Genomic DNA, 26,513 nt, shown 5'->3' on the forward strand with positions numbered 1-26,513 from the left:
TGAGCCCGTCAGCCTCTTTTTATTCTGATTGGCCAGCACACCGCCAGCGCCCCGACGATAACCACCAGCAGAACCAGATCCATCAGCATGCCAGCCACCCGCCAGGCTACGAACAGTAGAACGACAAACAGCGCCAAGAAACACAGCCTGCGCAGCATGATTACTTACCGTTGGTGCCGAGTACCCGGCTCAGGTTTTTCAGCAGGACAGTCGAGGCCGTTTCCAGCATGTCATCACCGGCATCGGTATTGGCGACCACCAGCGTCTTAGTGCAGGGAACCTTCACCTTCGAATCACTCAGCCAGCCGGATTCGGTAACCGCCTTTTTCATCTCGTACACCGGCTTCCCGTTCGGCAATTTATCGTCAACGTGCCAGCCGTTCATATCGATCATCGTCAGGCCGCTGCCTTCCTGATTAACCGCCTCCAGAAACTTATTCGACCGGTCCGGCGCAGATACCCAAAGGAAGGCGTCATACTCGCCAGTGGTGATTTTCGCCAGCGAGCGCACACCGCCTTTGGCATAGGTCTCTACTTTGGCGTAATCCTTTTCCAGCCCCTGCAGATATTGCCAGGATGCATACGATCCGCTGGAGGGCTCACCGACCGCGATTTTCACACCTGCCTTTAAATCACCTTCATCGCTGACCTTGCCGCCCTTCTTCACCGCGACAAAAACGCATTCATCAGCCAGCTCGCCGATGATGTCCACCTTCTGCGCTTCGTTGCTGTGGCGGCTGCGCCAGAACTGGAAAGCATCAGCCTGAGTGAAACCGATCTGGGCGGTACCGCTGGCGACCTTGTCGAGATTGTCCAGAGAGCCTTTACTGGGGATCACCGTCGAGCTGTAACCATACTCGCTGAGTGCGCTGGCGAGATTAACGCCGTACACCGCGTTATAGGTCAGGCCCTGTTGACCCGTAGTGATAACGACATCCGCAGCCGAAGCGGCGTTACTCAGGCACAGCGAAGCGACCGCAATAGCGGCCATGATGACTTTTTTCATGTGACTATCCTTTTGAGGTGAGCCTTCGCCCGGAGTGGTCGCCCTGCAGAACAGTCACACGACCATTCCAAAGGCTCACCCCGAAAAGCTCTGCAGGTTTATGCGCCGGGCGGGGCGCAGATATAAAAAAGGCCCGCAAATGCGAGCCTATGGTTGTGTGGTGGAGAGCGCCCAACTCTCACTTAAAGCCAATCGACAAATTTTTATCGCTGCTTTATGGGCCGGGATTAACCGATATGTTCTTTCACCACAATCGTGCTTTGTTCCGCTTACTGGTACGGAGCGCTCAACATTAGTTTGCGCAGATCCAAATTGTGGCCCTGCTTTAAAGTCACTTTGCGCGCAGCTGGGACATGTAAGTTACGCATTGTGATCGGGATTCGCTTCAGACGCTGGCCCCGCTGCCGTTCTGGTGCTGGTTGACGGAATCGAACCGCCGACATCCTGCTTACAAGGCAGGCGCTCTACCTTCTGAGCTAAACCAGCAATCTGGTTCAGGGCTCTGCGCAGAGGGCTTTAACGTATCGTGCAGCACGTCTCTACCCAAGAGCCCTGACCGGAGTGCAGAAATGACAAGGCCCAAGGGGGTTAGCCTTGGGCCTTTAATTTATTTCATGCTGCTCAGTTCGCTTTAACGTCCCGAGCCTATCACAATTCAAGCAGTTTCTGGCTCACTTTGCAAGTAAAATCTGTCGCCATTTGTGCCGAATGCGTCACACATTGGTGCGTACAGCATCGATTCTGCCAAACTAAGCCATGTATCAACTCTTCGCCTGCAGGTCATAAAGCACCAGTCTGGATGCTTTTCATAGAGCTCTTCCGCTATGCGCCGTTTGCTCTTACGTAACCGGTAATGATCCACCAGCAGGTGATACAGCTCTTTGTGACCACCTGTAATAAGGACTGCCCCCAGTACCTTATCAATCAGCAGTCCTTCATCGTCTGTACAGAAGGCCAGGCCGCTTTTGTTTTTCCCCGCGAGTATTTCACGAAAAAACGCCTCAAGCTCTGGCTTCGAGATGCCAGACTTCTTCATCCGGCGTAATGCTTCGTTGATGGCTGTTTTAGTGACTTTCCCGGAAGCCAGTAACTGGTTAAACATATTTCCACCACTACCGCCGCCGATGTAGGACCAGCGGCCCCACATGCGCAGCTTCCCTTGAATCCAGATGGCCTCCAGCGTTTTCAGCCTGACCATTTCACCAGCTTTTCCAACCTCGGACGGGTTAATCATTATGCGTTCTCCACTATGCCAGCACGCCAATTGCCAGCGAACGATCCAGAAATCGAAACAGCAGCTCCAGCTGTGAGCCGTGCTTCTCCTCAAATGCCACGGTGTCAGCATGCAACTCGTCGTGATGCGCTCTGCAAAGCGGCAACACAAACAGGTCGTGCGCTTTCGTTCCCATCCCACCTTGTCCGTGGCCTATCAAGTGATGGGGATCATCTGCTTGTTTGTTACAGCAGACACACGACTGAGACTTAACCCAGCGCGTCCAGCTCTCGTTTACCCAGCGGCGGCGCTTTGGTCGCAGCATAAATGATTCCGGCGTTTCAGGATCTACGCGAAGACCGAGAATCTTTTTCTGCACCACTTCGCTCGCCGCTGGCTCCGGCACAATATCGCTCTCCTTCATCACCGGTTGATGCTTTATTTCCGGCAATCGCAGGGCTTTCCGGGCCAGCGATTCAGGGATGACGTGCGCCAGATTGTTTATTACCAGCCACCAGCACAACTCTGGGATCGTCAGTTGATGGTCTTCGTTGAACCCCAGCTGTGAGCGGATGACCGTTATCAACCAGGATACCAGGTTCCCACGCGCAATGCCTGCCAGCGTCTCTGTGTACTGATCACGCACCAGGTTATCGCAGGCCCAGCAAAGGCGGATGCTGCCAGGCTCATGCCGGAACAGCGTAAAATTTTCGCTGTGCCACGAGCCGTGCGGATACTGGCATTCAAAACGACGCTCCAGCTCGGCCTCCAGCGAGCTGATACCACCCGCGCGCAGAATGACGTCTTTGTTTTCGAAGACTGGCTTCAAAACCGGGTCTTCTGCCAGTGGCTGCGTGGCGGGAGGGATAGCGCCGGTTGCGTAGTCGCTGTATTTTTCCGGTGCAGGCTCAATCAGTACCCGCCCTCTCCTGAACATCGGCATGAGATCAGCACCTGGGCGAAGAAGAACAACGCCCATGCGTGGGGCAATCTCAGGGGTTAGTAGTGCTCTCATATCATCTCCACGTCAGGCAGCTGCACGAAAACGTCGGATGGTGATTTCTACTTTCCCTTTCTTCACGATGTTCCCCCACTCCACCAGCATGCGCTTAACCTGACTGTCGTCTTCCCAGACGCCTGTTAGAGTCAGGGCATCGAACAGCGCTTTGTTGTAGTTATCGATATCCCGACGGCGCTGATCCGGCGGATACAACACTATGTGAACCTCGGCCAGATCAGAGGATGGCCGGGGAACGGCCCGCAGTTGCTCAATAATCGCCGCTCTCGCTGCCTGCTGGAACTTGCGCCCTGTCTCGCTTACCAGATGCCTGCCTTTCAGCGGTCCCTTGCTCGGGGCGCGCCAGTAACTATTTACGCTCGGTGGAAATGGTAAAGTCAGTTTCATTTAGCCCCCTTAAAGGATCGCTACAACGTCTTTTGCGACTTCCCGCGTACTGCTTTTGCAGGAGATCGAACGGCGCGCGTTGATGAATTGCAGGTTAAAACCATGCTCCCGGTACAGGTCGAGAACCTTCGGTGCAGATGAGTTAGAAATCACTACCCGAGCCCCACGGTGAAAGGCAGATACACATTGCTTCGCCAGGTCTACCTGGTTCTCCCAGCTAAAACCACCAGCGACGTAGGCGGTGAATCCGGTTGTTCCCGGCATCGGTTCGTAAGGCGGATCGCAGTAAACCACATCCCCTTTCCCGGCCAGGCTGATAGTTCGGCGGTAGTCAGCGGTCATGAATACGCAGTTATGCGCCATAGCCGCGAAGGCTTTCATCTCATCCATCGGGTAATACGGAGCCTTGTAGCCTCCCCAGCCCACATTGAACTTGTTCGCCTGGTTGTAGCGCATCAGGCCATTGAAGCAATGCCGGTTGAGATACAGGAATGCAGCTGCGCGTTCAGTAGCATCCAGCGTCTGTGCGTTGAACTCGGAACGGATCAGCTCATAGCCATCTGGTGACCGCATGTGCTCGAACATCCAGCGGGCCTTCAATTCCACTTCATCCGGCACCACCGCTAACATCTGGTACAGATTAATCAGGTCCGGATTAACGTCCGCCAGCAGGTAATCTGCGTGCTTTTCGCTGTTCAGGAATACCGACCCACCACCCACGAATGGCTCTATCAGACGTTTCCCTGCCGGGATTTGCACGAACAGGTCAGCCAGCTGGGTATACTTTCCACCAGCCCATTTCAGAAATGGCTTACTCATGAGCGGAACCCCGCTGGCACTGTATAAACCACATTGGCGAAACTGGATTTGAAACTATCATCCTGCTTAACCCACTTGCCGCCAGTCCAGGCTGGGCGTCCGGCGGCCTCCCATTTTTTGGCCTTGTCGAAATACTCGACGCAGTTCTCGGGAGCAAACAGCGTTTTGGGCCGCAGGTAGTCGCTCATCTTCGGATCCTGAGCCCATTTCGCGTTCAGGTAGTCAACCACCAGCATCAGGTCTTCAGGGCTGTAATCTTCGGCCAGGCGTCCCCGGATATAACCCAGCGTCGTTTTGGTTCGTCCCCCCTTGCCATAGGTCGAGTTGGTTACCCGATTGAAATGATCCAGAACGAGATCTGCCGGATCGGTCTGGTCTGGTTGCAGCGCAACCGGACAAGAGTCTTTACCTGTAATCTCTGTAGTACTCTCTGTTGTATTCTCTGTAAGATCATCGTGCCAATTTGACCTGATGACAGCGGTTCGTTTTGACCCGGTGGAGCGTTTCACAATGACCTCTTCCATCGTGTCATTTTGACCTAATGGAACGGCGCATTTTGACTTCTTCGATTTGGTCACTTTGACCTCATCTAAAAGCTCGCTCTCGTAGTTGATCGTGTAGTAGTTCGTCATGTCGCGCTGGGACTTGTTCAGCTGCTCAACTTTAAGCACGCCCAGGCTCTTCAGCCGGGTGAAGGTGCGCTTCAGAGTGGATTCAGACCAGAACGGGAATTGCTCCAGCCATTGCTCTGTCGTGTTGTAGATCCAGCGTACGCCGTCACGCTCCAGCCCTGAGTTAGTCTCCTGCAGCCAATAGTTAAGCTGCTGCAGCGCAATGGCTTCATTCAGGCCGATGCTATAGGCAAGGTCAGGATTGATGACTATCGGCCTTGATGGCATTAACAGGCTCATAAGACCCCTCTATTTCCCTGAATTTTCGTCTGAACTGCTCGAGGGGGCTGAAACACTCGTGCTTATACCCTTCGCGCAGGTATATAACGCGCTGTGTCTGGGGCTCCCAGCGTATGACCCTGACCGGGACGCCGTAGTGATCTCTGAACCATCGGTTGAGCTCTCGCATACTTTCTCCGCCTGGCCGTTAAAGTCCCCTACCACCCACTGAGCAAACTGGTAGCAGACAGGCTCGAACCCGCCTGGTACTCTTACCCCATACACGAACTGCACCGGCCCTGCTCCACCAGGAACTGGCCGCGCTACAAGTTGCGACCTGCGGTATTGTGTTGATAAACTGTTCATGCGTTAGTAATCTCCACTGATAACGACACGCCACGACGCCAGGAGCTGCAACTCGCTGGCGTCACTTCTTTTTGCGTGAAAAAAGCGTGATGATTGCGGCAATCTCTTCTTCACGAGCTGCCAGGTGACGGCGGTGATGCACCATGATTTCTTCGGCCTCGTGCCTTTCAATAACGCCATCTTCAAGCGCCTGTTCGATAATCTGATCAACCTGCCCCCTGGCGGCAGAGGTACGCATAGCCCGGCTAAACAAGTCCACGCGGTCCAGTTCTTCCAGGTGCGGAACATCCACCAGCAGAGCACCACGACGGCGGGCAAAATATTCAGCCAGGTGAGATGTATTCGAGATGTCCTCCATCGCTTCCAGTTCGCTGACTTCGAAGAAACGACAGCCGTTTTTCTCGTAAAGGTTGTTGTTAAACTGCGTCACCGTCATTCCCAGTGCGCCAGCCATTGCTTCGCGCCCACCTGGATATGCTTTGCACATAGATTTCACGACTTCTTTGAGGTTCATACCTACTCCTTTCAAACTCGGGTGGTAGTTACAAATTTGATGCAGTGACATTAAGCTTTCGCATTGCTGCACCTCTTAAATAGGCCCAGTCAATGTCAGGACGAAGCTCTTCGCAGGTGACAGCACCACCAGTAGCTTTCTCAATCGCAGGACATCGTTCCGCAGGTATTTGCCTAATGCCCGTTGTCCATTGATTCACTGTTGGTGATGAGATGCCTAGATTCCTTGACAAAGCGGCTTGTCCCCCAACAATGCGGCAGGCTTCACTGATTGCTTCAAGGCTACTTCTCATAAACGGATTCCTATGATTTCCACACAAGCAGATATTAGGCTAAGCCTAATAAACAATCAATAGGAATTGCCTAAGCTATAGGTTATGAGGATTATTAGGCAATGCTTAGTGGTAAAGAATTGGGCCGAGCGATCGAGCAGGCCATAGACAAGAAGCTTTCAATAGGTTCTGCCAAGAGTAAGGCGGAAATCGCACGTCATTTCAAAATAAAACCCCCATCAATCCATGACTGGATCAATAAAGGCTCCATATCGAAAGAGAAGCTACCAGAGCTTTGGAACTACTTTTCTGATGTTGTGGGCCCCGAGCACTGGGGACTAAAGGGATACCCGCTAACTGATACATGTGAGCCCGCAACAGATCCCATAGTTAAAAATGGTTCTATTGACGAGCTCTATAATAAGGCTTCGAGAGAAAAAAAGGCTATCATTGATTTTGTCCTCTTAGAGCAAGGACAGCGTATACCTGGCTGGGTAGATAGCGATGCTAAAGCATATTTAGACTCATTAGAGATGAAGATAAGGAGATGGGCAGAGCAGGAGGAAGATGGAAAAAAACAAACGAAAGCCAGAGCTTAAGCTTATATGGTCTAACGGACAATATCTCTAAGCTCCATACATGTTAAAAGCTCTGAGATTGATTCGCTTGCATAACTCAATCCCTGTGGGGGATTGGCTTGTATGAAGCCTATCCGGGATTGTGACTTGCTTTGATTTAACAGCAGGTTTTCACTTTGCATGGAGGATGCATGGAAAACTTCAAAGTACGTCTTAAAAATCACATTGAACATGTTAAAAATGTTAGAGAACACTGCACAACGGAAGAGACAACCAAGCAGGCTTTGATACTTCCTTTTTTGGACATCCTAGGCTTTAACGCATATGATCCGCAAAAAGTCAAAGCTGAATATGGTGCGGACTTCCCTGGTGTGAAAGTGGGTGAGCGTGTAGATTATGCTCTATTCTGCCAAGGTGTTCCCGTTATGTTTATTGAGGCCAAAGGTTGTAAAGAAAAAATGGACAACCATTGTCCTCAATTATCTAGGTATTTTAATTCTACTCCTGAGGTGACAATATCAGCAATTACTAATGGAATTGAATGGCGCTTTTTTACGGATCTCAATGAAAAAAATATAATGGATTCAACGCCATTTTTACGAATCATGATGGATGACATTAAAGATTCTGATGCTGAGCAATTATTTAGATTCCGCCATGACAAATTCAAACCAGAGGCCCTAAGAACCCTTGCAGAAGAGAGTGTATATATTTCTGCATTTGTTAAAGTCGTGAGTACAAGCCTTCGGGAAGTAGATCATGAATTTGTTAGATATGTTGCAGGACGAGCAAATATTGGTCGTCAATTAAATCAAAGATTTATAGAAACAATAACTCCATTGGTGAGGCAGGCCGTAGAGAGGTCAGTAAGTGAAATGGTTGTTTCTGGTCTTTCATCAAGAACATCTATTCCTGAATTAGAATCCCCTGCTGATGTAACTGAAAATAATGTAATTGATGAGCGCGCAGATATTGTCGATGCAGAGAACCCCAACATAGTAACAACCTATAATGAAAGAATTTTATTTGAAAAAATCTGTTCTATTATAGGCCCTGCATACGAACTTCAAGCCAAAGATACAGAGTCCTATTACTCTATTCTTTTCCAAGGAAAAACAAACCGCTGGCTGGTTCGCTATTATGACAAGAAGAATCGCTCAAACATACAGTTACCAATTGATATCAATGAAATAACCGGTAATGAAATTAAAAGAGCCGGACTTGAACATGATAACAATCGTATTTTCATTGAACATCCCGAGGATGTATTAAGGATTTCAGGTTTAATCCTTGATTCTTTACAATATGTACAGAATGATGAGAATTTCAGAAAGCGTCGTCCATAATCATAAAAACACTAGCTTTATTTCACACAAATCCCGCTTATGCGGGATTTTTTTTGACCGCCGACCAACATTAGGCTAAGCCTATTGACATGACATTAGGCATAACCTAACATCAAGTGAGTCTGATGGACTATGTCATCTTGGCGGCACCAGTTTCCCCATTGTTTCTGGTTCGCCCTTTTACAAAAGACATCAGAGCACCACCGAGTGACGTGCCCTAACACAATCCGCCCGAGCGGATTTGCGGCCGCAGGTGCTCTTCTGTGTTGTGTGGAGAACTAACGTACCGCCATTGCAGTGGCGGTCCCCCATCAGCAAGAAATTTTAACCAGCTATTCACCCATTCTCATGGGTTGGGTTGCTGCACCCTAAATTTACGCGTTGCAGCGCGTCAGATGGAGAACAAAAGATGGCTAAGACAGCAAAACAACTGATTAAACAGGCGTACGAAATAGCCAAAACTATGCCACCAGAACAGGCAGCAATCATCAAGGAACTGGCTACCGTCCTCGATGTTTCGAATGTAGCTCTGCGCCAGACGCGCACCGAACGTGACGCCCTTCTCGCAGAGGTCAAATCATGGGCGAAAGAGTGTGATCGCCTGACCGAGCGACACACCAAGAATCGCACAAATATGCATGTTCTAGAGGCTATGCGCGATTTGAAGGCAATTTGCCCCACCAGCTTCCGTAACGTGGAGGCTCTCTGATGGCTAAAGACTCAAAGCTGGTATATGGCGCGAGTGGCAAAACGAACGTTTTAGCGTTTGAACCTGAAAAACTGCACCTGGTTACCGACAAAACACACCCGCTTTACGATGAACGGGTCCACCTTCCTATCGACGAAGGGATGGTTCTGAACATCAAGGAGCTGGGTGTACTGGAACCTATCATCGTCTGGAAAGACCCTGAACTGGGGCTCACCTGCGTAGTTGTAGGCCGTCAGCGCGTAAAACATACCCTGGAGGCAAATAAGCTTCTTTTGAAAGAGGGAAAAGACCCACTGCTTGTTCCTGGGGTTGTTAAGCGCGGGTCAGCAAATCAGATGGCTAAATACATGGTCAGCGAAAACGAAATTCGCCGACCTGATACACCGCTTGGCCGGGCTAAAAAAATGTCAGACGCGCTCGACCGCGGGCTCGATGAGGACGACATTGCGGTGTTGTTTGGCTGCAGCGTTCAGACCGTTCGAGCAACGCTCTCCCTCCTCGATGCTACTCAGGCCGTCAGGGAAGCGGTGGAGGCTGGCACAGTCACCGTTACCCAGGCGCGACAGCTTGGTGCGCTCCCACCTGAAGAGCAGCGGGAAAAAGTGGCAGAAATCGAGCTGGCGACAGCTGGTACCAAAGGCCACGAAAAAGCCCGTCGGCAACGTCAGGTCCTCGGTGATGCAAAGCCGCGTCTGAAAACCCGCAAAGAAATCACAAAAGCCCTTGAGGGTGCCAGCGGTGAATACGCCGATGCACTGCGCTGGGTGCTTGGGGAGGCCAGCCATGACTGATATCACCGAACTGGCGCAGCGTATGAAGGCCGCAGCAGGGAAAGCGACGCAGGGCGAATGGTGGGCCGACGAAGTTAAAAACGAAGGATGCTACGGGTCTGGCGATGACTGCGTGGAGGGATTCACCTCATACGCAATTTATGGCTCTGACGGGCAAACCCTCTTTGATTCGCTCAACAGTGACGCCGCCTGCATCTGTGAGGAATACGACGGCGAGGGGCATGTGGCATGGGATGAGACGGCGCAGCGTAATGCCGAATTCATCGCCCTGGCTAACCCTGCCAACGTTCTGGCGCTGGTAGAGGCGCTGGAGAAGGCGCAGGGGATGGAAGCCTACTGGAAAACTCAATGCCGTGGGATAACAGACCACTGCGAGGAATTGCAGGCGCGCATCGCCGAGCTGGAGTCCCGCACCGTCACCGTGAAGCTGCCACAACGACTTCAGCCAGGCGCTGATGGTTGGGATGACTGGTATGTGCACAGCGACGATGAAGGGGAATATCTCAAGTTTGATGATGTGCTGGCAATGCTAACCGCCGCTGGCATCAAGGTGGAGGCTGAGTGATGGCACTGACCAAAAAACAGCGCGCAGAGCTGCGTATGAAGTTTGGCGGGCGCTGTGCTTACTGCGGCTGTGAACTGCCGGAGAAAGGCTGGCACGCTGACCACGTACAGCCTGTGGCGAGAATCTCTAAGCAGGATATGAAGGCCGCAGAAAAAGGAATTTTCAAACTGAAAGCGACAGGAGAGGTACGGAATATCTACGCCGACACCTTGGAAAATCAGTATCCGGCATGCGCTCCCTGCAATCTGTTGAAAACCTCTTACTCACTGGAAATGTTCAGAAAACAAATTTCTCTACAGGTTGAGCGGGGTAGAAAGAGCAGTGTCAATTTCCGCACCGCAGAGCGCTTCGGCCTTGTTGAAGTCGTCGAAAAGCCGGTGGTTTTCTGGTTCGAAGAGTATCAGGCAGAAGGAGCCAACCAATGACCAAATCGACCATAACCAGAGAGCGCTTGGAACAACTCGCTGATAACAACACTATCTGCAAAGTTTCATGGGATGAGCGGATCGAACTGGCACAAATCGCGCTGTCCGCAATGGACTGCGAGCCGGTGGCATGGGCATGGCACTATCGTGAACAATGGCATGTTACAAACGATGAACGCCGCGCAGAATTTGTTGCAAAAGATGGTGATGTGGCTGTACTGCCGCTCTATCGCCACGCGCAGCCGGCGCCGGTAGTGCCGGAGGAAAAACCAATTCCAAATACACTGAGCATGTACGCCGTGGATGCAGTAGCAGCCATCGCTGAGGTGAAGGGCTGGAACGCCTGCCGCGCAGCCATGCTCGCAGCCGCCCCGCAGGAGGTGAAAAGTGAATAAAGTCGAATTGCTTCAGAAGATATCGGCGCTCGCTACTGAATGCCACGCGCTGGCCTGTGAGCTTGATATTGGTGATGAGCGAACCGAAATGTTCGAAATCTACAGCGTGCTACACAACCTCGGTCGCCGCGGGTACGCCTGCCAGGTAGGGCGGCGAATGAATCCATTGCTCGCATCCTGCGATGACGACGATGATGAGGATGATGACTGATGCCAAGTAAATTAAAGCGCCGGCGATGGAGGCGTATGCGGGATGATTTAGCCTGGTATAAGGATGAAGCAAAGGACCTTCATTGCCGTCTTATGGAATTAGCCGATGAAGTTGCAAACCTTCGCAAACAGATTCTCCCAGAATCTAAAACGGTGATTGCCAAACTGAAGATGTACGAAACAGATAAGGATGATCGAGACCACCAGCTATGCAGAAGATGTAATGACGGGATTCGTGGTGGTTGCTCGTCATGTGCTTATAACGTTCGATAACCGGGTGCAGCCGGTATGTGGAGAAGAAATGTCACGTATGGTCTCTTTACTCGAATGGGCGAAAGATGAATTCGGCAGTGAAGCCCCTAGCGAGCGAGTATTAAAAAAATACGCTAAAGGTCAGATGATAGCGCCACCACCGATGAGAGTCGGACGGCGCTGGATGGTTGACAAAGAAGCTCGTTTTATAGGTGTAGTTGCTGAACCGCAACTTCCAATAAATGTTAACCCAAAACTGAGACGGATAATTAGCGATGGCAGCTAGACCGCGTACCCATAAAATCACTATTCCAAACCTATATTGCAAACTTGATAAACGTACCGGAAAGGTTTACTGGCAATACAAACACCCGATATCTGGTCGTTTTCACAGCCTCGGCACGGACGAAGCTGAAGCAAAGCAGGTAGCAAGTGAAGCAAATACTATTATTGCAGAGCAGCGAACCAGGCAGATCCTTGGTATTAACGAGCGCCTAGCTCGCATGAAAGGAAACCGCACGGATATTACAGTTTCTTCATGGCTCGACAAATATGAATTGGTGCAGGAGGAAAGATTGAAACACAACGAGCTGCGCCCAAACTCTTTTCGACAGAAAGCTAAACCAATCCGTCTTTTTCGGGAACATTGTGGAATGCAATATCTAAAAGATATTACAGCACTTGATATTTCCGAAATAACAGATGCTGTTAAGGCAGAGGGTCATAACAGGATGGCTCAAGTTGTACGCATGGTACTAATAGATGTTTTTAAGGAGGCTCAACATGCTGGTCACGTTCCGCCAGGATACAACCCTGCCCAAGCAACGAAACAGCCACGAAACAAGATAAGCAGACAAAGGCTATCTCTGGAGGAATGGAAGGCTATTTATACATCCGCCGAACAACAACAACCTTATTTACAATGTGGAATGTTGCTTGCCATTGTAACAGGGCAACGCCTAGGAGATATTTGCAATATGAAGTTTTCGGATGTATGGGATGATATGCTGCATATTGAGCAGGAGAAAACAGGAACTCGATTAGCCATTCCCCTTTCTCTCAGAAATGAAGCGTTAAATATTACTCTGAGTGATGTTGTTTCAAAATGTAGAGATGCTGTGGTGAGTAAATACCTTGTTCATTTTCGCCATAGCACCTCACAGGCTAGCCGTGGTGACCAAGTGTCAGCCAAGACACTTACTTCAACGTTCAAGAAAGCACGGGATAAAAGCGGTCTAACCTGGGAAGAGGGAACAGCTCCGACTTTCCATGAACAGAGATCACTTTCCGAGCGCTTGTATCGTGAGCAAGGGATAGACACCCAGAAACTATTGGGCCACAAAACAATGAAAATGACTGACAGATACAATGATGACCGCGGTAAAGAGTGGATCATTGTTGGTAAAAAAGCAGTATGATCTTCAATCAGTTTTGGGGAAGAATTTTGGGGAAGTTTTGGGGAAGACTCCGCACACTCCAAAAAAAACGGGAGCCCATCGGCTCCCGCTTTTACTTAATCCACCAACGGGATTACATGTTCGCGATAATCGCGTCGCCAAACTCTGAACATTTCAGCAGCTTAGCGCCTTCCATCAGACGTTCGAAGTCATAGGTCACGGTCTTGGCGGCGATAGCGCCTTCCATGCCTTTGACAATCAGGTCTGCGGCTTCGAACCACTGCATGTGGCGCAGCATCATCTCTGCGGACAGGATGATGGAGCCCGGGTTCACTTTGTCCTGACCGGCATACTTCGGCGCAGTACCGTGAGTCGCTTCGAACAGCGCGCATTCGTCACCAATGTTGGCACCCGGGGCGATACCGATACCGCCAACCTGTGCCGCCAGGGCGTCAGAGATGTAGTCGCCGTTCAGGTTCATACAGGCGATAACGTCGTATTCCGCCGGACGCAGCAGGATCTGCTGCAGGAACGCATCGGCGATCACGTCTTTTACCACGATCTCTTTGCCGGTGTTCGGGTTCTTGATTTTCACCCACGGGCCGCCGTCGATCAGCTCGCCGCCAAACTCTTCGCGAGCCAGCTGGTAGCCCCAGTCTTTGAACGCGCCTTCGGTGAACTTCATGATGTTGCCTTTGTGCACCAGAGTGACGGAATCACGATCATTAGTGATCGCGTATTCAATCGCGGCGCGAACCAGGCGTTTGGTGCCTTCTTCAGAGCACGGCTTGATGCCGATACCGCAATGTTCCGGGAAGCGAATTTTCTTCACGCCCATCTCATCGCGCAGGAATTTGATCACTTTGTCTGCTTCCGCAGAGTCGGCTTTCCACTCGATACCGGCATAGATATCTTCTGAGTTTTCACGGAAGATAACCATATCGGTCAGTTCAGGGTGCTTAACCGGGCTCGGGGTGCCCTGGTAGTAACGTACCGGACGCAGGCAGACGTAAAGATCCAGCTCCTGACGCAGCGCTACGTTCAGAGAACGAATGCCGCCGCCGACTGGAGTGGTCAGAGGACCTTTGATAGCAACGCGGTAGTCACGAATCAGATCGAGGGTTTCAGCTGGCAGCCAGACGTCCTGGCCATAGACGTGGGTCGATTTCTCACCGGTATAAACTTCCATCCAGGAAATTTTACGCTCGCCCTTATAGGCTTTCTCAACGGCGGCATCAACCACTTTCAGCATCGCTGGGGTAACGTCAACGCCGATACCATCACCTTCAATGAACGGGATAATCGGATTATGCGGGACGTTCAGTTTGCCGTTTTGCAGGGTGATTTTTTGACCTTCCGCCGGAACTACTACTTTGCTTTCCATTAACCTCTCCTTCGAGCGCTTCTGGTTCTGCTCTTCCCTCTTCACGCGAGCCTGGTGTTGGCTGAGTCGGCCAGCTTCGGCGTACCGGGTCTTCCCGCTAACCGGAGCTATCGCGTCCGTGTCGCCTTCCTGCCTGTAGTGCGAATCGGTTTGAGCAATTTTTTGTTAATAATTTGTAATGAGCATGTCAATACTACCTGAATGTTTGCGTCCATGAAAGGCATTCGTTATTAGGCTATAATGCGGCAATTGATAGAGCCTGAAAATACCATGCAGAAAACTTCATTTAGAAAACATCGCGTTGAGCGATTCAGCACACAACAAGTCACCAGACAACGTAAAGAACGCCAGCCAAAAACTGTGATCTTGTTCAATAAACCCTATGATGTGTTGCCGCAATTTACCGACGAAGCCGGACGCAGCACGCTGAAAGATTTTATTCCCGTGGCGGGCGTCTACGCCGCCGGTCGGCTTGACCGCGACAGCGAAGGCCTGCTGGTGCTGACCAACGACGGCGCGCTGCAGGCGAAGCTGACCCAGCCGGGTAAACGCACCGGCAAGATTTACTACGTCCAGGTGGAGGGAGAACCCACGCCCGAGGCGCTGGCTGCGCTACGCGATGGCGTCACCCTCAACGATGGCCCCACCCTGCCCGCCGGCGTCGAACTTGTCGACGAGCCCGGGTGGTTGTGGCCGCGCAACCCGCCTATTCGCGAGCGCAAATCGATCCCCACCCGCTGGCTGAAAATCACCCTCTATGAGGGACGTAACCGCCAGGTGCGGCGGATGACCGCCCACGTCGGCTTTCCCACCCTGCGCCTGATCCGCTACGCCATGGGCGGCTATACGCTGGACGGGCTGGCCAACGGCGAATGGCGCAAAGCCGAATAACTAACAAGGAAAAGCGATGTTTAAACCTCATGTCACCGTTGCCTGCGTGGTTCACGCCGAGGATAAATTTCTCATTGTCGAAGAGACCATTAACGGCAAGGCGCTGTGGAACCAGCCGGCGGGCCATCTGGAAGCCAATGAGACGCTGCTGCAGGCCGCCGAACGCGAACTGTGGGAAGAGACCGGCATTCGCGCCACGCCGCAGCACTTCATCCGCATGCACCAGTGGCTCGCTCCCGATAACACCCCGTTTCTGCGCTTCCTGTTCGCCATCGAACTTAGCGATCTGTGCGCCACCGAACCGCACGACAGCGATATCGATCGCTGCCTGTGGCTCAGTGCTGAGGAAATTCTTAACGCGCCGAACCTGCGCTCGCCGCTGGTTGCCGAAAGCATTCGCTGCTATCTGCAGGAGCCGCGCCAGCCGCTGTCGCTGATTGGCGCATTTAACTGGCCGTTCACAGGGGGTGAATGAACGGTGAGCGCGTGCTAGAATACGCCGCCTCGAAGTTCAATGTAGCGAGTATTTCCATGTCAGAAAGCCAGAAAAAAGTGATCGTCGGCATGTCCGGCGGCGTCGACTCCTCGGTCTCCGCGTACCTGTTGCTGCAGCAAGGGTATAAGGTGGAAGGCCTGTTCATGAAGAACTGGGAGGAAGACGACGGCGAGGAATACTGCACCGCCGCCGCCGACCTTGCCGATGCGCAAGCGGTCTGCGATAAGCTGGGCATTGAACTGCACACCGTTAACTTTGCCGCCGAATATTGGGATAACGTCTTTGAGCTCTTCCTGGAAGAGTACAAAGCTGGCCGCACGCCGAACCCGGATATTCTGTGCAATAAAGAGATCAAGTTTAAAGCCTTCCTCGAGTTTGCCGCCGAAGACCTCGGCGCCGACTACATCGCCACCGGGCACTATGTGCGCCGCGCCGATGTCGACGGCAAAAGCCAGCTGCTGCGCGGCCTCGACGGTAACAAAGATCAGAGCTACTTCCTCTATACCCTTAGCCACGAGCAGATTGCCCAGAGCCTGTTCCCGGTGGGTGAGCTGGAAAAACCGCAGGTACGTAAGATCGCCGAAGAGCTGGATCTGATCACCGCGAAGAAAAAAGATTCCACCGGCATCTGCTTTATCGGCGAACGTAAATTCCGCGATTTCCTTGGCCGCTATCTGCCGGCGCAGCCGGGCAAAATTCTCACCGTCGACGGCGAGGAGATCGGTACCCATCAGGGGCTGATGTACCATACGCTGGGCCAGCGTAAAGGGCTGGGCATCGGCGGCACCAAAGAGGGTAGCGAAGATCCGTGGTACGTGGTCGATAAAGACGTTGAGAATAATATTCTTATCGTCGCCCAGGGCCATGACCACCCGCGCCTGATGTCCGTCGGCCTGATTGCCCAACAGCTGCACTGGGTTGACCGTGAACCGCTGCAGGGCACCCTGCGCTGCACGGTGAAAACCCGCTATCGCCAGACCGATATCCCCTGCACCGTCACCGCGCTGGATGAAGACCGTATCGAAGTTCGCTTTGATGAGCCGGTCGCGGCGGTCACCCCGGGCCAGTCCGCAGTGTTCTATCTGGGTGAAGTGTGCCTCGGCGGCGGAATTATTGAACAACGACTGCCTCTGCAGTCCTGAACGCGCGTTATTTCCGTCGGGACGAACCGCCCCGACGGCTGACAAGGAGTATGTGTGGCGAAGAATTACTATGACATCACGCTGGCGCTGGCTGGCGTTTGCCAGGCGGCACGACTGGTTCAGCAACTGGCGCATCAGGGACATTGCGACAGCGATGCCCTGCATGTGTCGCTGAACAGCATCATCGACCTCGATCCCGAGTCGACGCTGGCGGTGTTCGGTGGCAGTGAAGCCAATCTTCGCCTCGGCCTTGAAACGCTGCTCGGGGTGCTCAATACCAGCAGCCGTCAGGGCCTCAATGCAGAACTGACGCGCTATACCCTGAGCCTGATGGTGCTGGAGCGCAAGCTCGCTGCCAGTAAAGGGGCGATGGACACGCTCGGCAACCGCATCGCCGGCCTGCACCGTCAACTGGAACACTTTGACCTGCAGTCCGAAACGCTGCTCAGCGCCATGGCAGGCATCTATGTTGACGTGATAAGCCCGCTGGGGCCGCGTATTCAGGTGACCGGCTCGCCGGCCGTGCTGCAAAGCCCGCAGGTGCAGGCGAAAGTTCGCTCAGCGCTGCTGGCGGGTATTCGCGCCGCGGTGCTCTGGCATCAGGTGGGCGGCGGACGTCTGCAGCTTATGTTTTCCCGTAATCGTCTGGTTAACCAGGCAAAGCAAATTCTTGCTCATTTAACCCCGGAGTTGTGATCTATGGAATTATCCTCACTGACCGCCGTTTCCCCTGTAGACGGCCGCTACGGCGATAAAGTCAGCGCGCTGCGCGGTATCTTCAGCGAATTCGGTTTGCTGAAATTCCGCGTTCAGGTGGAAGTACGTTGGCTGCAAAAACTGGCCGCCCACGCAGCGATCAAGGAAGTTCCTGCTTTTGCTGCCGACGCAAACGGTTTCCTTGACAAAATCGTCGCCGATTTCAGCGTCGAAGACGCGGAGCGCATCAAAACCATCGAGCGCACCACCAACCACGACGTGAAAGCGGTCGAGTATTTCCTGAAAGAGAAAGTCGCTGACGTCGCCGAGCTGCACGCGGTATCAGAGTTTATTCACTTCGCCTGTACGTCTGAAGACATCAATAACCTCTCCCACGCGCTGATGCTGAAAACCGCCCGCGACGAAGTGGTTCTGCCTTACTGGCGCAAGCTGATTGACGCGGTAAAAGATCTGGCGACCCAGTACCGCGATGTGCCGCTGCTCTCCCGAACCCACGGTCAGCCGGCGACGCCGTCCACCATGGGCAAAGAGATGGCGAACGTCGCCTACCGTATGGAGCGCCAGTACCGTCAGCTGAACCAGGTGGAAATCCTCGGTAAAATCAACGGCGCGGTCGGTAACTACAACGCCCACATCGCTGCCTATCCGGAAGTTGACTGGCATCAGTTCAGCGAAGAGTTCGTTACCTCACTGGGCATTCAGTGGAACCCGTACACCACCCAGATTGAACCGCACGACTACATCGCCGAGCTGTTTGACTGCATCGCGCGCTTCAACACCATTCTGATCGACTTCGATCGCGATGTGTGGGGCTACATTGCGCTCAACCACTTCAAACAGAAGACCATCGCCGGAGAGATCGGCTCCTCCACCATGCCGCACAAGGTGAACCCGATTGACTTCGAAAACTCCGAAGGCAACCTCGGCCTGGCCAATGCGGTCATGCAGCACCTGGCCAGCAAACTGCCGGTTTCCCGCTGGCAGCGCGACCTGACCGACTCCACCGTCCTGCGTAACCTCGGCGTGGGCATCGGCTATGCGCTGATCGCCTATCAGTCCACCCTCAAAGGGATCAGCAAGCTGGAGCTGAACCAGGATCGCCTGCTGGACGAACTGGATCACAACTGGGAAGTACTGGCCGAGCCGATCCAGACCGTGATGCGCCGTTACGGTATCGAAAAACCGTACGAGAAGCTGAAAGAGCTGACCCGCGGCAAACGCGTTGACGCGGAAGGGATGAAGCAGTTTATTGACAGCCTCGCCCTGCCGGAAGACGAAAAAGTGCGCCTCAAAGCGATGACCCCGGCCAACTATATTGGTCGCGCAACCACCATGGTTGACGAACTGAAGTAATCGCCCTGCCCCTCTTTCCGCCGGAAAGAGGGGCGTTGTGTCGCCGGAAAGCCATCAGATCCAGACGTCGTTCACCGCCGTCCGCTCGCCGCCTTCGTGGCCGGTATTCAGCACGCCGCGCGGCTCAATCAGCATGAGCTTCGCTTCCGTCTCCGCCGAAGTCTTATGTTCCACACCTCGCGGCACGACGATCATCTCCCCGGCCTTCACCAGCACATGTCCGTCGCGGAAGTCCACGCGTAATACCCCCTCCACCACCATCAATGTCTCATCGGTTTCCGGGTGGCTGTGCCAGATAAAATCGCCGGCGATGCGCGCGATCTTGAACTGATAGTCGTTCATCTCAGCCACCACTTTGGGCTGCCATTGTTCGCTGAACAGGGAAAATTTGTGAGCAAGATTAACGCGTTGATACATGGGCTGTCTCCTTGTGATAAAGGCAGTCAGCATAGTTCGCCTCGCCGCGCTAACGCTTGAACGATTGTGCAACCTGCGCCGCGCTAACCGTGGATCGCCCGCAGCCAGCGGCCCGGAGAGAGACCAAAGCGGCTGATAAACTGGCGCGTCATGTGGCTCTGATCGGCAAAGCCCGCGTCGGCGGCAATATCCACCAGACGCTCCCCGGCGCGCATCCGCTGGCGGCAATAATCGAGCCGGCGCATCATGACGTAACGCCACGGGCTGGTGCCGTACAGCGTTCTGAAATCCCGGCTCAGGCTCCAGCGGTCCCGGCCGCTGACCTGCGATAAGGTGTCGAGGGTCATATCCTGCATAAAACAGGCATGGATATACTCCCGGGCCTTCTCCGCCGCCCGATAGTCAAACGCCTGGCGGCGGGAACGCTGCCCGCCGACCACAGCCAGGGTCTGCGCCAGGTCATACAGGGCATCCTCTTCCTCCAGCGGCTCGAAGGTGTCAGTGACCGCTTTTAATAACGGCATCACGGCGCACCGCAGACGCGGATCCGCCGACAGGCCGCCGGGGATAAACGGCAATGGCCTGCCGCCGAGTATCTTCTGGATCAGCGCCGGTTCGATATAGACCATGCGGTAGTGAAACCCCGCCTCGGTACCCGCCTCGCCGTCGTGTATTTCGTCCGGATGAAGCACCATCGTTCCGCCGGGCAGGCTGTGCTGGAGCCCACCGCGATAGTGGAAACTCTGCACGCCGGCGATCGTCTGGCCGATAGCGTAGGTGTCATGCCGGTGCGGCTCGTAGCCGTGGCCGCCGAAGAAGGCTTCGATGCGTTCCGTCTGGCCGGGCGACTGCGCCAGCCTGACCCAGTCCGCGCTCTGCTGCTGAGACATAATGGATAACCTGCGGCGTCATTGAGGGCTCATTCCAGCACTATTACACAAAAAATTAACATCACCAACTCGCTCATTGCCCGCGCCCTGCCGCTGGGCGTTTGCTGAAATTACGCATAGAATGAAGGAGTTCCATGCACGCAGCGCAAAGGGCATCGCCCAATGCTGGCCTGGCAGCCGGTGTTTTGCGCCCTTTTTATAAAAAGCTTTATTTAACAGCCGTTTATATTTTGCGTATATACTAAGCGTCAGATTACTATCAACACAGGAAGGGAGAACAGTCATGCGCGTACTCGTGGTTGAGGATAACGCCCTGCTGCGTCACCACCTCAAAGTTCAGCTGCAGGAGCTGGGCCATCAGGTCGATGCGGCGGAAGATGCCAGGGAAGCGGACTACTATCTGGGCGAGCATCTCCCGGACATCGCCATCGTCGATCTCGGCCTGCCGGATGAGGATGGATTATCGCTGATCCGTCGCTGGCGCAGTCACGACGTGTCGCTGCCGGTGCTGGTACTAACCGCCCGCGAGGGGTGGCAGGATAAAGTGGAAGTGCTGAGCGCCGGGGCGGATGATTACGTCACCAAGCCTTTCCACATTGAAGAAGTTGCCGCCCGTATGCAGGCGCTGCTGCGCCGCAACAGCGGCCTGGCCTCGCAGGTGATCTCCCTGCCGCCGTTCCAGGTCGACCTCTCCCGGCGCGAGCTGTCGGTGAACGACCAGCCGATCAAGCTGACCGCCTTTGAGTACACCATTATGGAAACCCTGATCCGCAACCGCGGCAAAGTGGTCAGCAAAGATTCTCTGATGCTGCAGCTTTATCCGGATGCCGAACTGCGCGAAAGCCATACCATCGACGTGCTGATGGGTCGGCTGCGCAAAAAAATTCAGGCTGAATACCCGCAGGACGTCATCACCACGGTGCGCGGCCAGGGCTACCTGTTCGAACTGCGCTGATGAAGGGATTGTTGCGGCATATCTTCCCGCTGTCATTACGGGTTCGCTTCCTGCTGGCGACCGCCGGGGTGGTGCTGGTGCTGTCTCTGGCCTATGGCATGGTGGCGCTGGTAGGCTACAGCGTCAGCTTCGATAAAACCACCTTTCGCCTGCTGCGCGGCGAGAGCAATCTCTTTTATATGCTGGCGAGATGGGAAAACGGCGCCATTGACGTCGACATCCCGGAAAATCTGAATATGGAAAGCCCAACGGTCACCCTTATCTACGATGAGAAGGGCAAACTGCTGTGGGCGCAGCGCGATGTGCCCTGGCTGGCGAAACGCATTCAACCGGAATGGCTGAAACGCAATGGTTTCCACGAGATAGAAGCCGATGTCGACAGCAGCAGTATGCTGCTGCGCAATAACCATGAGGTTCAGGAGCAGCTGGACGCTATCCGCGAACAGGGCGACGACTCGGAGATGACCCACTCGGTGGCCATCAATCTCTACCCGGCTACCAGTAAAATGCCCGAGCTCAGCATTGTGGTGGTCGATACCATTCCGGTGGAGCTTAAGCGCAGCTATATGGTGTGGAGCTGGTTTATCTACGTGCTGGCCGCCAACCTGCTGCTGGTGATCCCCCTGCTGTGGGTCGCCGCCTGGTGGAGCCTGCGGCCTATCGAGTCGCTGGCAAAAGAGGTGCGCGAACTGGAAGAGCATCACCGCGAAAAACTCAACCCCAACACCACCCGCGAGCTGACCCGGCTGGTCAGCAACCTTAACCGCCTGGTTCGCAGCGAGCGCGAACGCTATGACAAATACCGCACCACCCTCACCGATCTCACCCATAGCCTGAAAACGCCGCTGGCGGTGATGCAAAGCACCCTGCGCTCGCTGCGCGGTGAAAAGATCAGCGTCGACGAGGCGGAACCGGTGATGCTGGAGCAGATAAGCCGAATCTCGCAGCAGATTGGCTACTATTTGCATCGCGCCAGCATGCGCAGCGGCGGTACCCTGTTGAGCCGGGAGCTGCACCCAATTGCTCCCCTGCTCGACAGCCTGACCTCCGCCCTGAATAAGGTGTACCAGCGCAAAGGGGTCAATATTTCGCTCGATATTTCGCCGGAGATCAGCTTTGTCGGCGAGCAGAACGATTTTATGGAAGTGATGGGTAACGTTCTCGATAACGCCTGTAAGTACTGTCTGGAGTTCGTGGAAGTTTCCGTGCGCCAGACCACCGACAGCCATCTGCACATTCTGGTGGAAGACGATGGCCCGGGTATCCCGCAGAGCCAGCGTCGGGCCGTTTTCGACCGCGGCCAGCGGGCAGATACGCTGCGTCCCGGCCAGGGGGTGGGGCTCTCCGTCGCCCGCGAAATCGTCGAACAGTACGATGGGGAGATTATCGCCGGCGAAAGCCTGCTCGGCGGCGCCTGCATGGAGGTGGTGTTTGGCCGCCAGCAGCTGGAAGATAAGCGGGTTGATCATTGAGTTTTTTAACGGCGCCTGCATCGCCGGGGCGCCGCATCCGTTATAATCCCTGTCAGACACCTGCAGTGGAATATCAATATGGATTATCAATTAACGCTTAACTGGCCCGACTTTATCGAACGCTACTGGCAGAAACGGCCGGTGGTACTGAAGCGCGGCTTCGCCAATTTTATCGACCCCCTAAGCCCGGACGAACTGGCTGGACTGGCCATGGAGAGCGAGGTCGATAGCCGCCTTGTCAGCCATCAGGATGGAAAATGGCAGGTCAGTCACGGTCCTTTCGAAAGCTACGATCACCTGAGTGAAAACAACTGGTCCCTGCTGGTGCAGGCGGTTAACCACTGGCATGAGCCATCGGCGGCGCTGATGCATCCGTTCCGCGCCCTGCCGGACTGGCGTATTGACGATCTGATGATCTCCTTCTCAGTACCCGGGGGCGGCGTCGGTCCACATCTGGATCAGTATGATGTGTTTATCATTCAGGGCACTGGCCGTCGGCGCTGGCGCGTTGGGGAAAAGGTGCCGATGAAACAGCACTGCCCGCATCCGGATCTGCTGCAGGTTGACCCCTTCGAGGCGATCATCGATGAAGAGATGGAGCCGGGCGATATTCTCTATATTCCGCCAGGATTCCCGCATGAGGGATATTCGCTGGAAAACTCGCTTAACTATTCGGTCGGCTATCGTGCGCCGAATGCCCGCGAGCTGTTCAGCGGCTTTGCCGACTATGTCCTTCAGCGCGAACTGGGCAGCCAGCGCTACGCCGATCCGGATGTGCCGTCCCGCGACCATCCGGCCGATATTTTACCGGTCGAACTCGACCGCCTGCGCGAGATGATGCTGGGGCTGATTAACCAACCGGAGCACTTTAAGCAGTGGTTCGGCGAGTTTATCACCCAGTCGCGTCACGAGCTCGACGTCGCGCCGCCGGAGCCGCCGTATCAGCCAGATGAAATTTACGATGCCCTGCAGCAGGGCGACACGCTGGAACGGCTGGGCGGCCTGCGCGTGCTGCGCATTGACGGTGAGGTGTTCGTCAACGGTGAGAAGATCAACTCCCCGCACCGCCCGGCGCTGGACGCCTTAGCCACCCATCTGACGCTGCGCGCCGACCATTTTGGCGATGCACTGGAAGATCCGTCGTTCCTCGCCATGCTGGCGGCGCTGGTCAACAGCGGCTACTGGTTCTTTGGCGACTGAGCCAGCATCCTGCCCGGCGGCGCTGCGCTTGCCGGGCCTACGGGTTTTGTGGTCACCGGCTGGACCGTAGGCCGGATAAGGCGAAGCCGCCATCCGGCACTTTGTGGTTTCGATGGCGGTAATGTCTTACCCGAGCATTATCGCCTCTCGCCTGCATCAAATTCGCTTACCTCACCCGCCCAATTCGGCGGATACCATCCCCGGCGCACATCGCGATGAAAGGTCGAATACGGCCAATCCTGCACCCGACGGACATGACCGTGCTTAACGGGATTGATATAAACGTAATCCATATGCCGCCGGTAATCTTCTTCATTACGGATGGCATGTTCCCAGAATCGCGGCTGCCAGATATGGCGCTGCGCCAGCGCTCGGGTAAACGTTTTTTTTATGTCCCGCCAGCGACCGGAATAATCGGTATCCCCCTCAGGCAGGGTCCAGATGCAGTGCATATGCTCGGGTAAAACCACCCAGGCGTTAATCAGAAAAGGTTTTTTGCTTTTAACAGACGCTGTAGCGGCACGCAGATGAACAATATGCCGCGTCAGGAGATCGCTGCGCCGATTTTGCAGGTTAACGGTGAAGAACCAGCAGCCGCCAGGGATATAACTGCGACGATAATCAGACATGTGAGGTTCCCTCCTCAGTATTAGCCCTATCGCTTTTGCCCGGCGGCGCTGCGCTTGCCGGGCCTACGGGTCTCACGGTCATCTGTTGGACCCCAGGCCGGATAAGGCGAAGCCGTCATCCGGCATAAAGACAGGCACCCGCTCTGCTGTTCACCGCCCGGCGGCGCTGCGCTTGCCGGGCCTACGGGGTCCGCGCTCACCGGCTGGACCGTAGGCCGGATAAGGCGAAGCCGCCATCCGGCATAAAGACAGGCACCCGCTCTGCTGTTCACCGCCCGGCGGCGCTGCGCTTGCCGGGCCTACGGGTCTCACGATCATCGGCTGGACCCCAGGCCGGATAGGGCGAAGCCGCCATCCGGCATCTTGTCCGACACGGTCCGTTTGAGGAGGCTATTTCCCTTTTCTGGTTGCCGTCAGCTCGGCGATACGCACGATCACCTGCACCGCCTTCTCCATCCCTTCCAGAGTGACAAATTCATGCTTGCCGTGATAGTTATAGCCGCCGGTAAACAGATTCGGGCACGGTAATCCCATAAACGAGAGCTGCGCGCCGTCGGTGCCGCCGCGGATTGGTTTCATCTGCGGTTCGATATCGCAGTCCACCATCGCCTGGCGGGCAATATCGACCACGTGCGGATGGGCGATCACCTGCTCATGCATGTTGTAATAACTGTCCTCAATCACCAGCTCGATATAGCAGTCCGGGTGCAGCCCCTTACCGACCTTTTTGGCGATCTCCATCATCTTGCGCTTACGCGCCTCGAAGTGCTTACGGTCAAAATCGCGGATGATGTAATGCATCTCGGCTCGATCGACGCTGCCTTTCATGCTGGTGAGGTGATAAAACCCTTCGTAGCCTTCGGTAGTCTCCGGCGCCTCGTCGGCCGGTACCTCGGCGTGGATGCGCGCGGCCAGCGACAGCGCATTCACCATCACCCCTTTGGCGGTGCCGGGATGCACGTTATTGCCGACAATCTTAATGGTCACCGAGGCGGCGTTGAAGTTTTCAAACTCCAGCTCACCCACGCCGCCGCCGTCAACGGTATAGGCCCAGCGGGCATCAAAGGCCTCAACGTCGAAGTGCTTCGCCCCTTTCCCCACCTCTTCGTCAGGAGTGAAGGCCACGCGGATATCGCCATGGGGAATATTTTTCGCCTGCAGGGTCGCCAGCGCGGTCATGATTTCGGCGATGCCCGCCTTGTCGTCCGCCCCGAGCAGCGTTTTCCCGTCGGTGGTGATCAACGTCTGGCCCAAAAGCTGATGCAGCACCGGGAACATCACCGGGGAGAGCACCTCATCGCCGATACCGAGGGCAATGTCCCCCCCGCGATAATTTTCAACAATCTGCGGGTTAACATTTTTGCCACTAAAATCCGGGGAGGTGTCGACGTGAGAGATAAAGCCGATGGCCGGGATATTGCCCTCAACGTTGGCAGGCAAGGTTCCCATCACCGTTCCCTTTTCACTCAGCGTTACCTTGACCAGTCCCATTTCTTCCAGCTGCGCCTGCAACAGGCGTAACAGCTTCCACTGCCCTTCCGTGCTGGGGACCTGACGAACGCCAGGCTTCGACTGCGTGTCCAAAGAAACGTACTGCAAAAAACGCTCAAGCAATTTATCCATGTAGCCACCCTCTTCTTTTGTGACAACATTATTCATAAGCCCGAAAAGACAAATATTGCGTCAGGTCATTCTTAGCCCGTAAAGCGAAATTTAATAACAGAACCGACGTTATGGTGTAAAGGTAGACCATCCGGGCGTATCAAGGATTGGCGATTACCCTCGTTTGCCGTAGAATGCTGGCCCTTATTAAAA

33 protein-coding genes and 1 tRNA gene are annotated in these 26,513 nt (G+C 54.3%); 18 read left to right on the forward strand and 16 right to left on the reverse strand.

Going from position 1 to position 26,513, the window contains the following annotated elements; translation table 11 throughout:
* Positions 1-8: 8 nt before the first annotated feature.
* From ACKLKD_RS23515 to ACKLKD_RS23565, 11 genes are all read right to left on the reverse strand, one after another.
* The gene (locus tag ACKLKD_RS23515; protein ID WP_038435280.1) at positions 9-158 is read right to left on the reverse strand and encodes a hypothetical protein; all 150 of its coding nucleotides are present in this window, start codon (positions 156-158) and stop codon (positions 9-11) included.
* Positions 159-160: 2 nt separating this feature from the next.
* Positions 161-1,006: a TAXI family TRAP transporter solute-binding subunit gene (locus ACKLKD_RS23520; protein WP_200548187.1), complete on the reverse strand. Its 846-nt coding sequence runs from the start codon at positions 1,004-1,006 to the stop codon at positions 161-163.
* A 410-nt stretch (positions 1,007-1,416) separates the two neighbouring features.
* Positions 1,417-1,492 (reverse strand) — tRNA-Thr (locus tag ACKLKD_RS23525).
* Between the two features lie 169 nt (positions 1,493-1,661).
* Positions 1,662-2,240 carry a DUF1133 family protein gene (locus tag ACKLKD_RS23530; protein ID WP_087805938.1) on the reverse strand — a complete coding sequence of 193 codons (579 nt, stop codon included), beginning with the start codon at positions 2,238-2,240 and terminating at the stop codon, positions 1,662-1,664.
* 13 nt (positions 2,241-2,253) lie between these two features.
* Positions 2,254-3,234: a DUF968 domain-containing protein gene (locus ACKLKD_RS23535; RefSeq protein ID WP_032437712.1), complete on the reverse strand. Its 981-nt coding sequence runs from the start codon at positions 3,232-3,234 to the stop codon at positions 2,254-2,256.
* A 12-nt stretch (positions 3,235-3,246) separates the two neighbouring features.
* On the reverse strand, positions 3,247-3,624 hold the full coding sequence (locus ACKLKD_RS23540) for a RusA family crossover junction endodeoxyribonuclease (protein WP_000779146.1): 378 nt from the start codon (positions 3,622-3,624) through the stop codon (positions 3,247-3,249).
* Positions 3,625-3,633: 9 nt separating this feature from the next.
* A complete protein-coding gene (locus tag ACKLKD_RS23545; RefSeq protein ID WP_087805936.1) occupies positions 3,634-4,443 on the reverse strand; it encodes a DNA adenine methylase in 810 nt (269 codons plus the stop codon).
* Positions 4,440-5,354 (reverse strand): conserved phage C-terminal domain-containing protein, encoded by a 915-nt coding sequence (locus ACKLKD_RS23550; protein WP_087805934.1) that lies wholly within the window; start codon positions 5,352-5,354, stop codon positions 4,440-4,442. The genes ACKLKD_RS23545 and ACKLKD_RS23550 overlap by 4 nt, the downstream gene beginning before the upstream one ends.
* Entirely contained in the window at positions 5,311-5,523 is a 213-nt protein-coding gene (locus ACKLKD_RS23555; RefSeq protein ID WP_023317571.1) for a DUF4222 domain-containing protein, read from the reverse strand. The genes ACKLKD_RS23550 and ACKLKD_RS23555 overlap by 44 nt, the downstream gene beginning before the upstream one ends.
* 237 nt (positions 5,524-5,760) lie before the next feature.
* On the reverse strand, positions 5,761-6,213 hold the full coding sequence (locus tag ACKLKD_RS23560; RefSeq protein WP_024250321.1) for a YmfL family putative regulatory protein: 453 nt from the start codon (positions 6,211-6,213) through the stop codon (positions 5,761-5,763).
* A 28-nt stretch (positions 6,214-6,241) separates the two neighbouring features.
* Positions 6,242-6,505, reverse strand: a complete 264-nt coding sequence (locus ACKLKD_RS23565; RefSeq protein ID WP_004202052.1) for a helix-turn-helix domain-containing protein — start codon at positions 6,503-6,505, stop codon at positions 6,242-6,244.
* A 101-nt stretch (positions 6,506-6,606) separates the two neighbouring features.
* Here ACKLKD_RS23565 and racR point away from each other — a divergent pair, with 101 nt between their 5' ends.
* The 10 genes from racR (at position 6,607) to ACKLKD_RS23615 (ending at position 13,173) form a co-directional block, all read left to right on the forward strand.
* Positions 6,607-7,083: a hypothetical protein gene (gene racR, locus ACKLKD_RS23570; protein ID WP_004184740.1), complete on the forward strand. Its 477-nt coding sequence runs from the start codon at positions 6,607-6,609 to the stop codon at positions 7,081-7,083.
* Positions 7,084-7,253: 170 nt separating this feature from the next.
* Positions 7,254-8,408: a type I restriction endonuclease gene (locus ACKLKD_RS23575; RefSeq protein WP_004184742.1), complete on the forward strand. Its 1,155-nt coding sequence runs from the start codon at positions 7,254-7,256 to the stop codon at positions 8,406-8,408.
* A 409-nt stretch (positions 8,409-8,817) separates the two neighbouring features.
* The gene (locus ACKLKD_RS23580) at positions 8,818-9,117 is read left to right on the forward strand and encodes a hypothetical protein (protein WP_047928777.1); all 300 of its coding nucleotides are present in this window, start codon (positions 8,818-8,820) and stop codon (positions 9,115-9,117) included.
* Positions 9,117-9,908, forward strand: a complete 792-nt coding sequence (locus ACKLKD_RS23585; protein ID WP_087805933.1) for a ParB/RepB/Spo0J family partition protein — start codon at positions 9,117-9,119, stop codon at positions 9,906-9,908. Before ACKLKD_RS23580 ends, ACKLKD_RS23585 begins: the two co-directional genes overlap by 1 nt.
* Positions 9,901-10,473 (forward strand): ead/Ea22-like family protein, encoded by a 573-nt coding sequence (locus ACKLKD_RS23590; RefSeq protein ID WP_087805931.1) that lies wholly within the window; start codon positions 9,901-9,903, stop codon positions 10,471-10,473. Before ACKLKD_RS23585 ends, ACKLKD_RS23590 begins: the two co-directional genes overlap by 8 nt.
* Positions 10,473-10,898 carry an HNH endonuclease gene (locus ACKLKD_RS23595; RefSeq protein WP_087805929.1) on the forward strand — a complete coding sequence of 142 codons (426 nt, stop codon included), beginning with the start codon at positions 10,473-10,475 and terminating at the stop codon, positions 10,896-10,898. The genes ACKLKD_RS23590 and ACKLKD_RS23595 overlap by 1 nt, the downstream gene beginning before the upstream one ends.
* Positions 10,895-11,293 (forward strand): hypothetical protein, encoded by a 399-nt coding sequence (locus tag ACKLKD_RS23600; RefSeq protein WP_227686737.1) that lies wholly within the window; start codon positions 10,895-10,897, stop codon positions 11,291-11,293. Before ACKLKD_RS23595 ends, ACKLKD_RS23600 begins: the two co-directional genes overlap by 4 nt.
* Complete coding sequence (locus ACKLKD_RS23605) at positions 11,286-11,504, forward strand: hypothetical protein (RefSeq protein WP_040176407.1); 219 nt, start codon at positions 11,286-11,288, stop codon at positions 11,502-11,504. The genes ACKLKD_RS23600 and ACKLKD_RS23605 overlap by 8 nt, the downstream gene beginning before the upstream one ends.
* Before the next feature lie 300 nt (positions 11,505-11,804).
* Positions 11,805-12,041 (forward strand): excisionase, encoded by a 237-nt coding sequence (locus tag ACKLKD_RS23610; RefSeq protein ID WP_000089156.1) that lies wholly within the window; start codon positions 11,805-11,807, stop codon positions 12,039-12,041.
* A complete protein-coding gene (locus tag ACKLKD_RS23615; RefSeq protein WP_087805927.1) occupies positions 12,031-13,173 on the forward strand; it encodes a site-specific integrase in 1,143 nt (380 codons plus the stop codon). Before ACKLKD_RS23610 ends, ACKLKD_RS23615 begins: the two co-directional genes overlap by 11 nt.
* A gap of 112 nt (positions 13,174-13,285) precedes the next feature.
* Here ACKLKD_RS23615 and icd read toward each other — a convergent pair whose 3' ends face one another.
* Positions 13,286-14,536, reverse strand: a complete 1,251-nt coding sequence (gene icd, locus ACKLKD_RS23620; protein WP_004150800.1) for an NADP-dependent isocitrate dehydrogenase — start codon at positions 14,534-14,536, stop codon at positions 13,286-13,288.
* Between the two features lie 240 nt (positions 14,537-14,776).
* Here icd and rluE point away from each other — a divergent pair, with 240 nt between their 5' ends.
* From rluE to purB, 5 genes are read left to right on the forward strand one after another with little or no spacing between them, the layout of a single operon-like run.
* The gene (gene rluE / locus ACKLKD_RS23625) at positions 14,777-15,427 is read left to right on the forward strand and encodes a 23S rRNA pseudouridine(2457) synthase RluE (protein ID WP_025714399.1); all 651 of its coding nucleotides are present in this window, start codon (positions 14,777-14,779) and stop codon (positions 15,425-15,427) included.
* Between the two features lie 16 nt (positions 15,428-15,443).
* Positions 15,444-15,902, forward strand: coding sequence for an NUDIX hydrolase (locus ACKLKD_RS23630; RefSeq protein ID WP_025714400.1), 459 nt, complete (start codon positions 15,444-15,446; stop codon positions 15,900-15,902).
* Between the two features lie 56 nt (positions 15,903-15,958).
* On the forward strand, positions 15,959-17,065 hold the full coding sequence (gene mnmA, locus ACKLKD_RS23635) for a tRNA 2-thiouridine(34) synthase MnmA (protein ID WP_012542211.1): 1,107 nt from the start codon (positions 15,959-15,961) through the stop codon (positions 17,063-17,065).
* Between the two features lie 54 nt (positions 17,066-17,119).
* Positions 17,120-17,761, forward strand: a complete 642-nt coding sequence (gene hflD / locus ACKLKD_RS23640; RefSeq protein ID WP_004140557.1) for a high frequency lysogenization protein HflD — start codon at positions 17,120-17,122, stop codon at positions 17,759-17,761.
* 3 nt (positions 17,762-17,764) lie between these two features.
* The gene (purB, locus tag ACKLKD_RS23645) at positions 17,765-19,135 is read left to right on the forward strand and encodes an adenylosuccinate lyase (protein ID WP_012968556.1); all 1,371 of its coding nucleotides are present in this window, start codon (positions 17,765-17,767) and stop codon (positions 19,133-19,135) included.
* 54 nt (positions 19,136-19,189) lie between these two features.
* On the opposite strand, the gene ACKLKD_RS23650 is transcribed toward purB, so the two are convergent.
* The gene (locus ACKLKD_RS23650) at positions 19,190-19,552 is read right to left on the reverse strand and encodes a cupin domain-containing protein (protein ID WP_080924349.1); all 363 of its coding nucleotides are present in this window, start codon (positions 19,550-19,552) and stop codon (positions 19,190-19,192) included.
* Between the two features lie 83 nt (positions 19,553-19,635).
* Positions 19,636-20,442, reverse strand: coding sequence for an AraC family transcriptional regulator (locus ACKLKD_RS23655; protein WP_087805925.1), 807 nt, complete (start codon positions 20,440-20,442; stop codon positions 19,636-19,638).
* A 283-nt stretch (positions 20,443-20,725) separates the two neighbouring features.
* Between ACKLKD_RS23655 and phoP the strand changes: the two genes are divergently transcribed.
* The 3 genes from phoP to ACKLKD_RS23670 all read left to right on the forward strand — a co-directional run bounded on the left by phoP (position 20,726) and on the right by ACKLKD_RS23670 (position 24,069).
* Positions 20,726-21,397 carry a two-component system response regulator PhoP gene (phoP, locus tag ACKLKD_RS23660; protein ID WP_004150807.1) on the forward strand — a complete coding sequence of 224 codons (672 nt, stop codon included), beginning with the start codon at positions 20,726-20,728 and terminating at the stop codon, positions 21,395-21,397.
* Positions 21,397-22,869 (forward strand): two-component system sensor histidine kinase PhoQ, encoded by a 1,473-nt coding sequence (gene phoQ, locus ACKLKD_RS23665; protein ID WP_025714404.1) that lies wholly within the window; start codon positions 21,397-21,399, stop codon positions 22,867-22,869. The genes phoP and phoQ overlap by 1 nt, the downstream gene beginning before the upstream one ends.
* Before the next feature lie 78 nt (positions 22,870-22,947).
* Positions 22,948-24,069 carry a cupin domain-containing protein gene (locus tag ACKLKD_RS23670; protein ID WP_012542214.1) on the forward strand — a complete coding sequence of 374 codons (1,122 nt, stop codon included), beginning with the start codon at positions 22,948-22,950 and terminating at the stop codon, positions 24,067-24,069.
* 137 nt (positions 24,070-24,206) lie between these two features.
* Here ACKLKD_RS23670 and ACKLKD_RS23675 read toward each other — a convergent pair whose 3' ends face one another.
* Positions 24,207-24,698: an REP-associated tyrosine transposase gene (locus ACKLKD_RS23675; RefSeq protein ID WP_080898011.1), complete on the reverse strand. Its 492-nt coding sequence runs from the start codon at positions 24,696-24,698 to the stop codon at positions 24,207-24,209.
* Between the two features lie 390 nt (positions 24,699-25,088).
* Positions 25,089-26,321, reverse strand: coding sequence for a peptidase T (pepT, locus tag ACKLKD_RS23680; RefSeq protein ID WP_025714407.1), 1,233 nt, complete (start codon positions 26,319-26,321; stop codon positions 25,089-25,091).
* Between the last annotated feature and the right edge of the window lie 192 nt (positions 26,322-26,513).

This window comes from Klebsiella sp. 10982, assembly GCF_048589245.1.
Taxonomy (GTDB): domain Bacteria; phylum Pseudomonadota; class Gammaproteobacteria; order Enterobacterales; family Enterobacteriaceae; genus Klebsiella; species Klebsiella quasivariicola.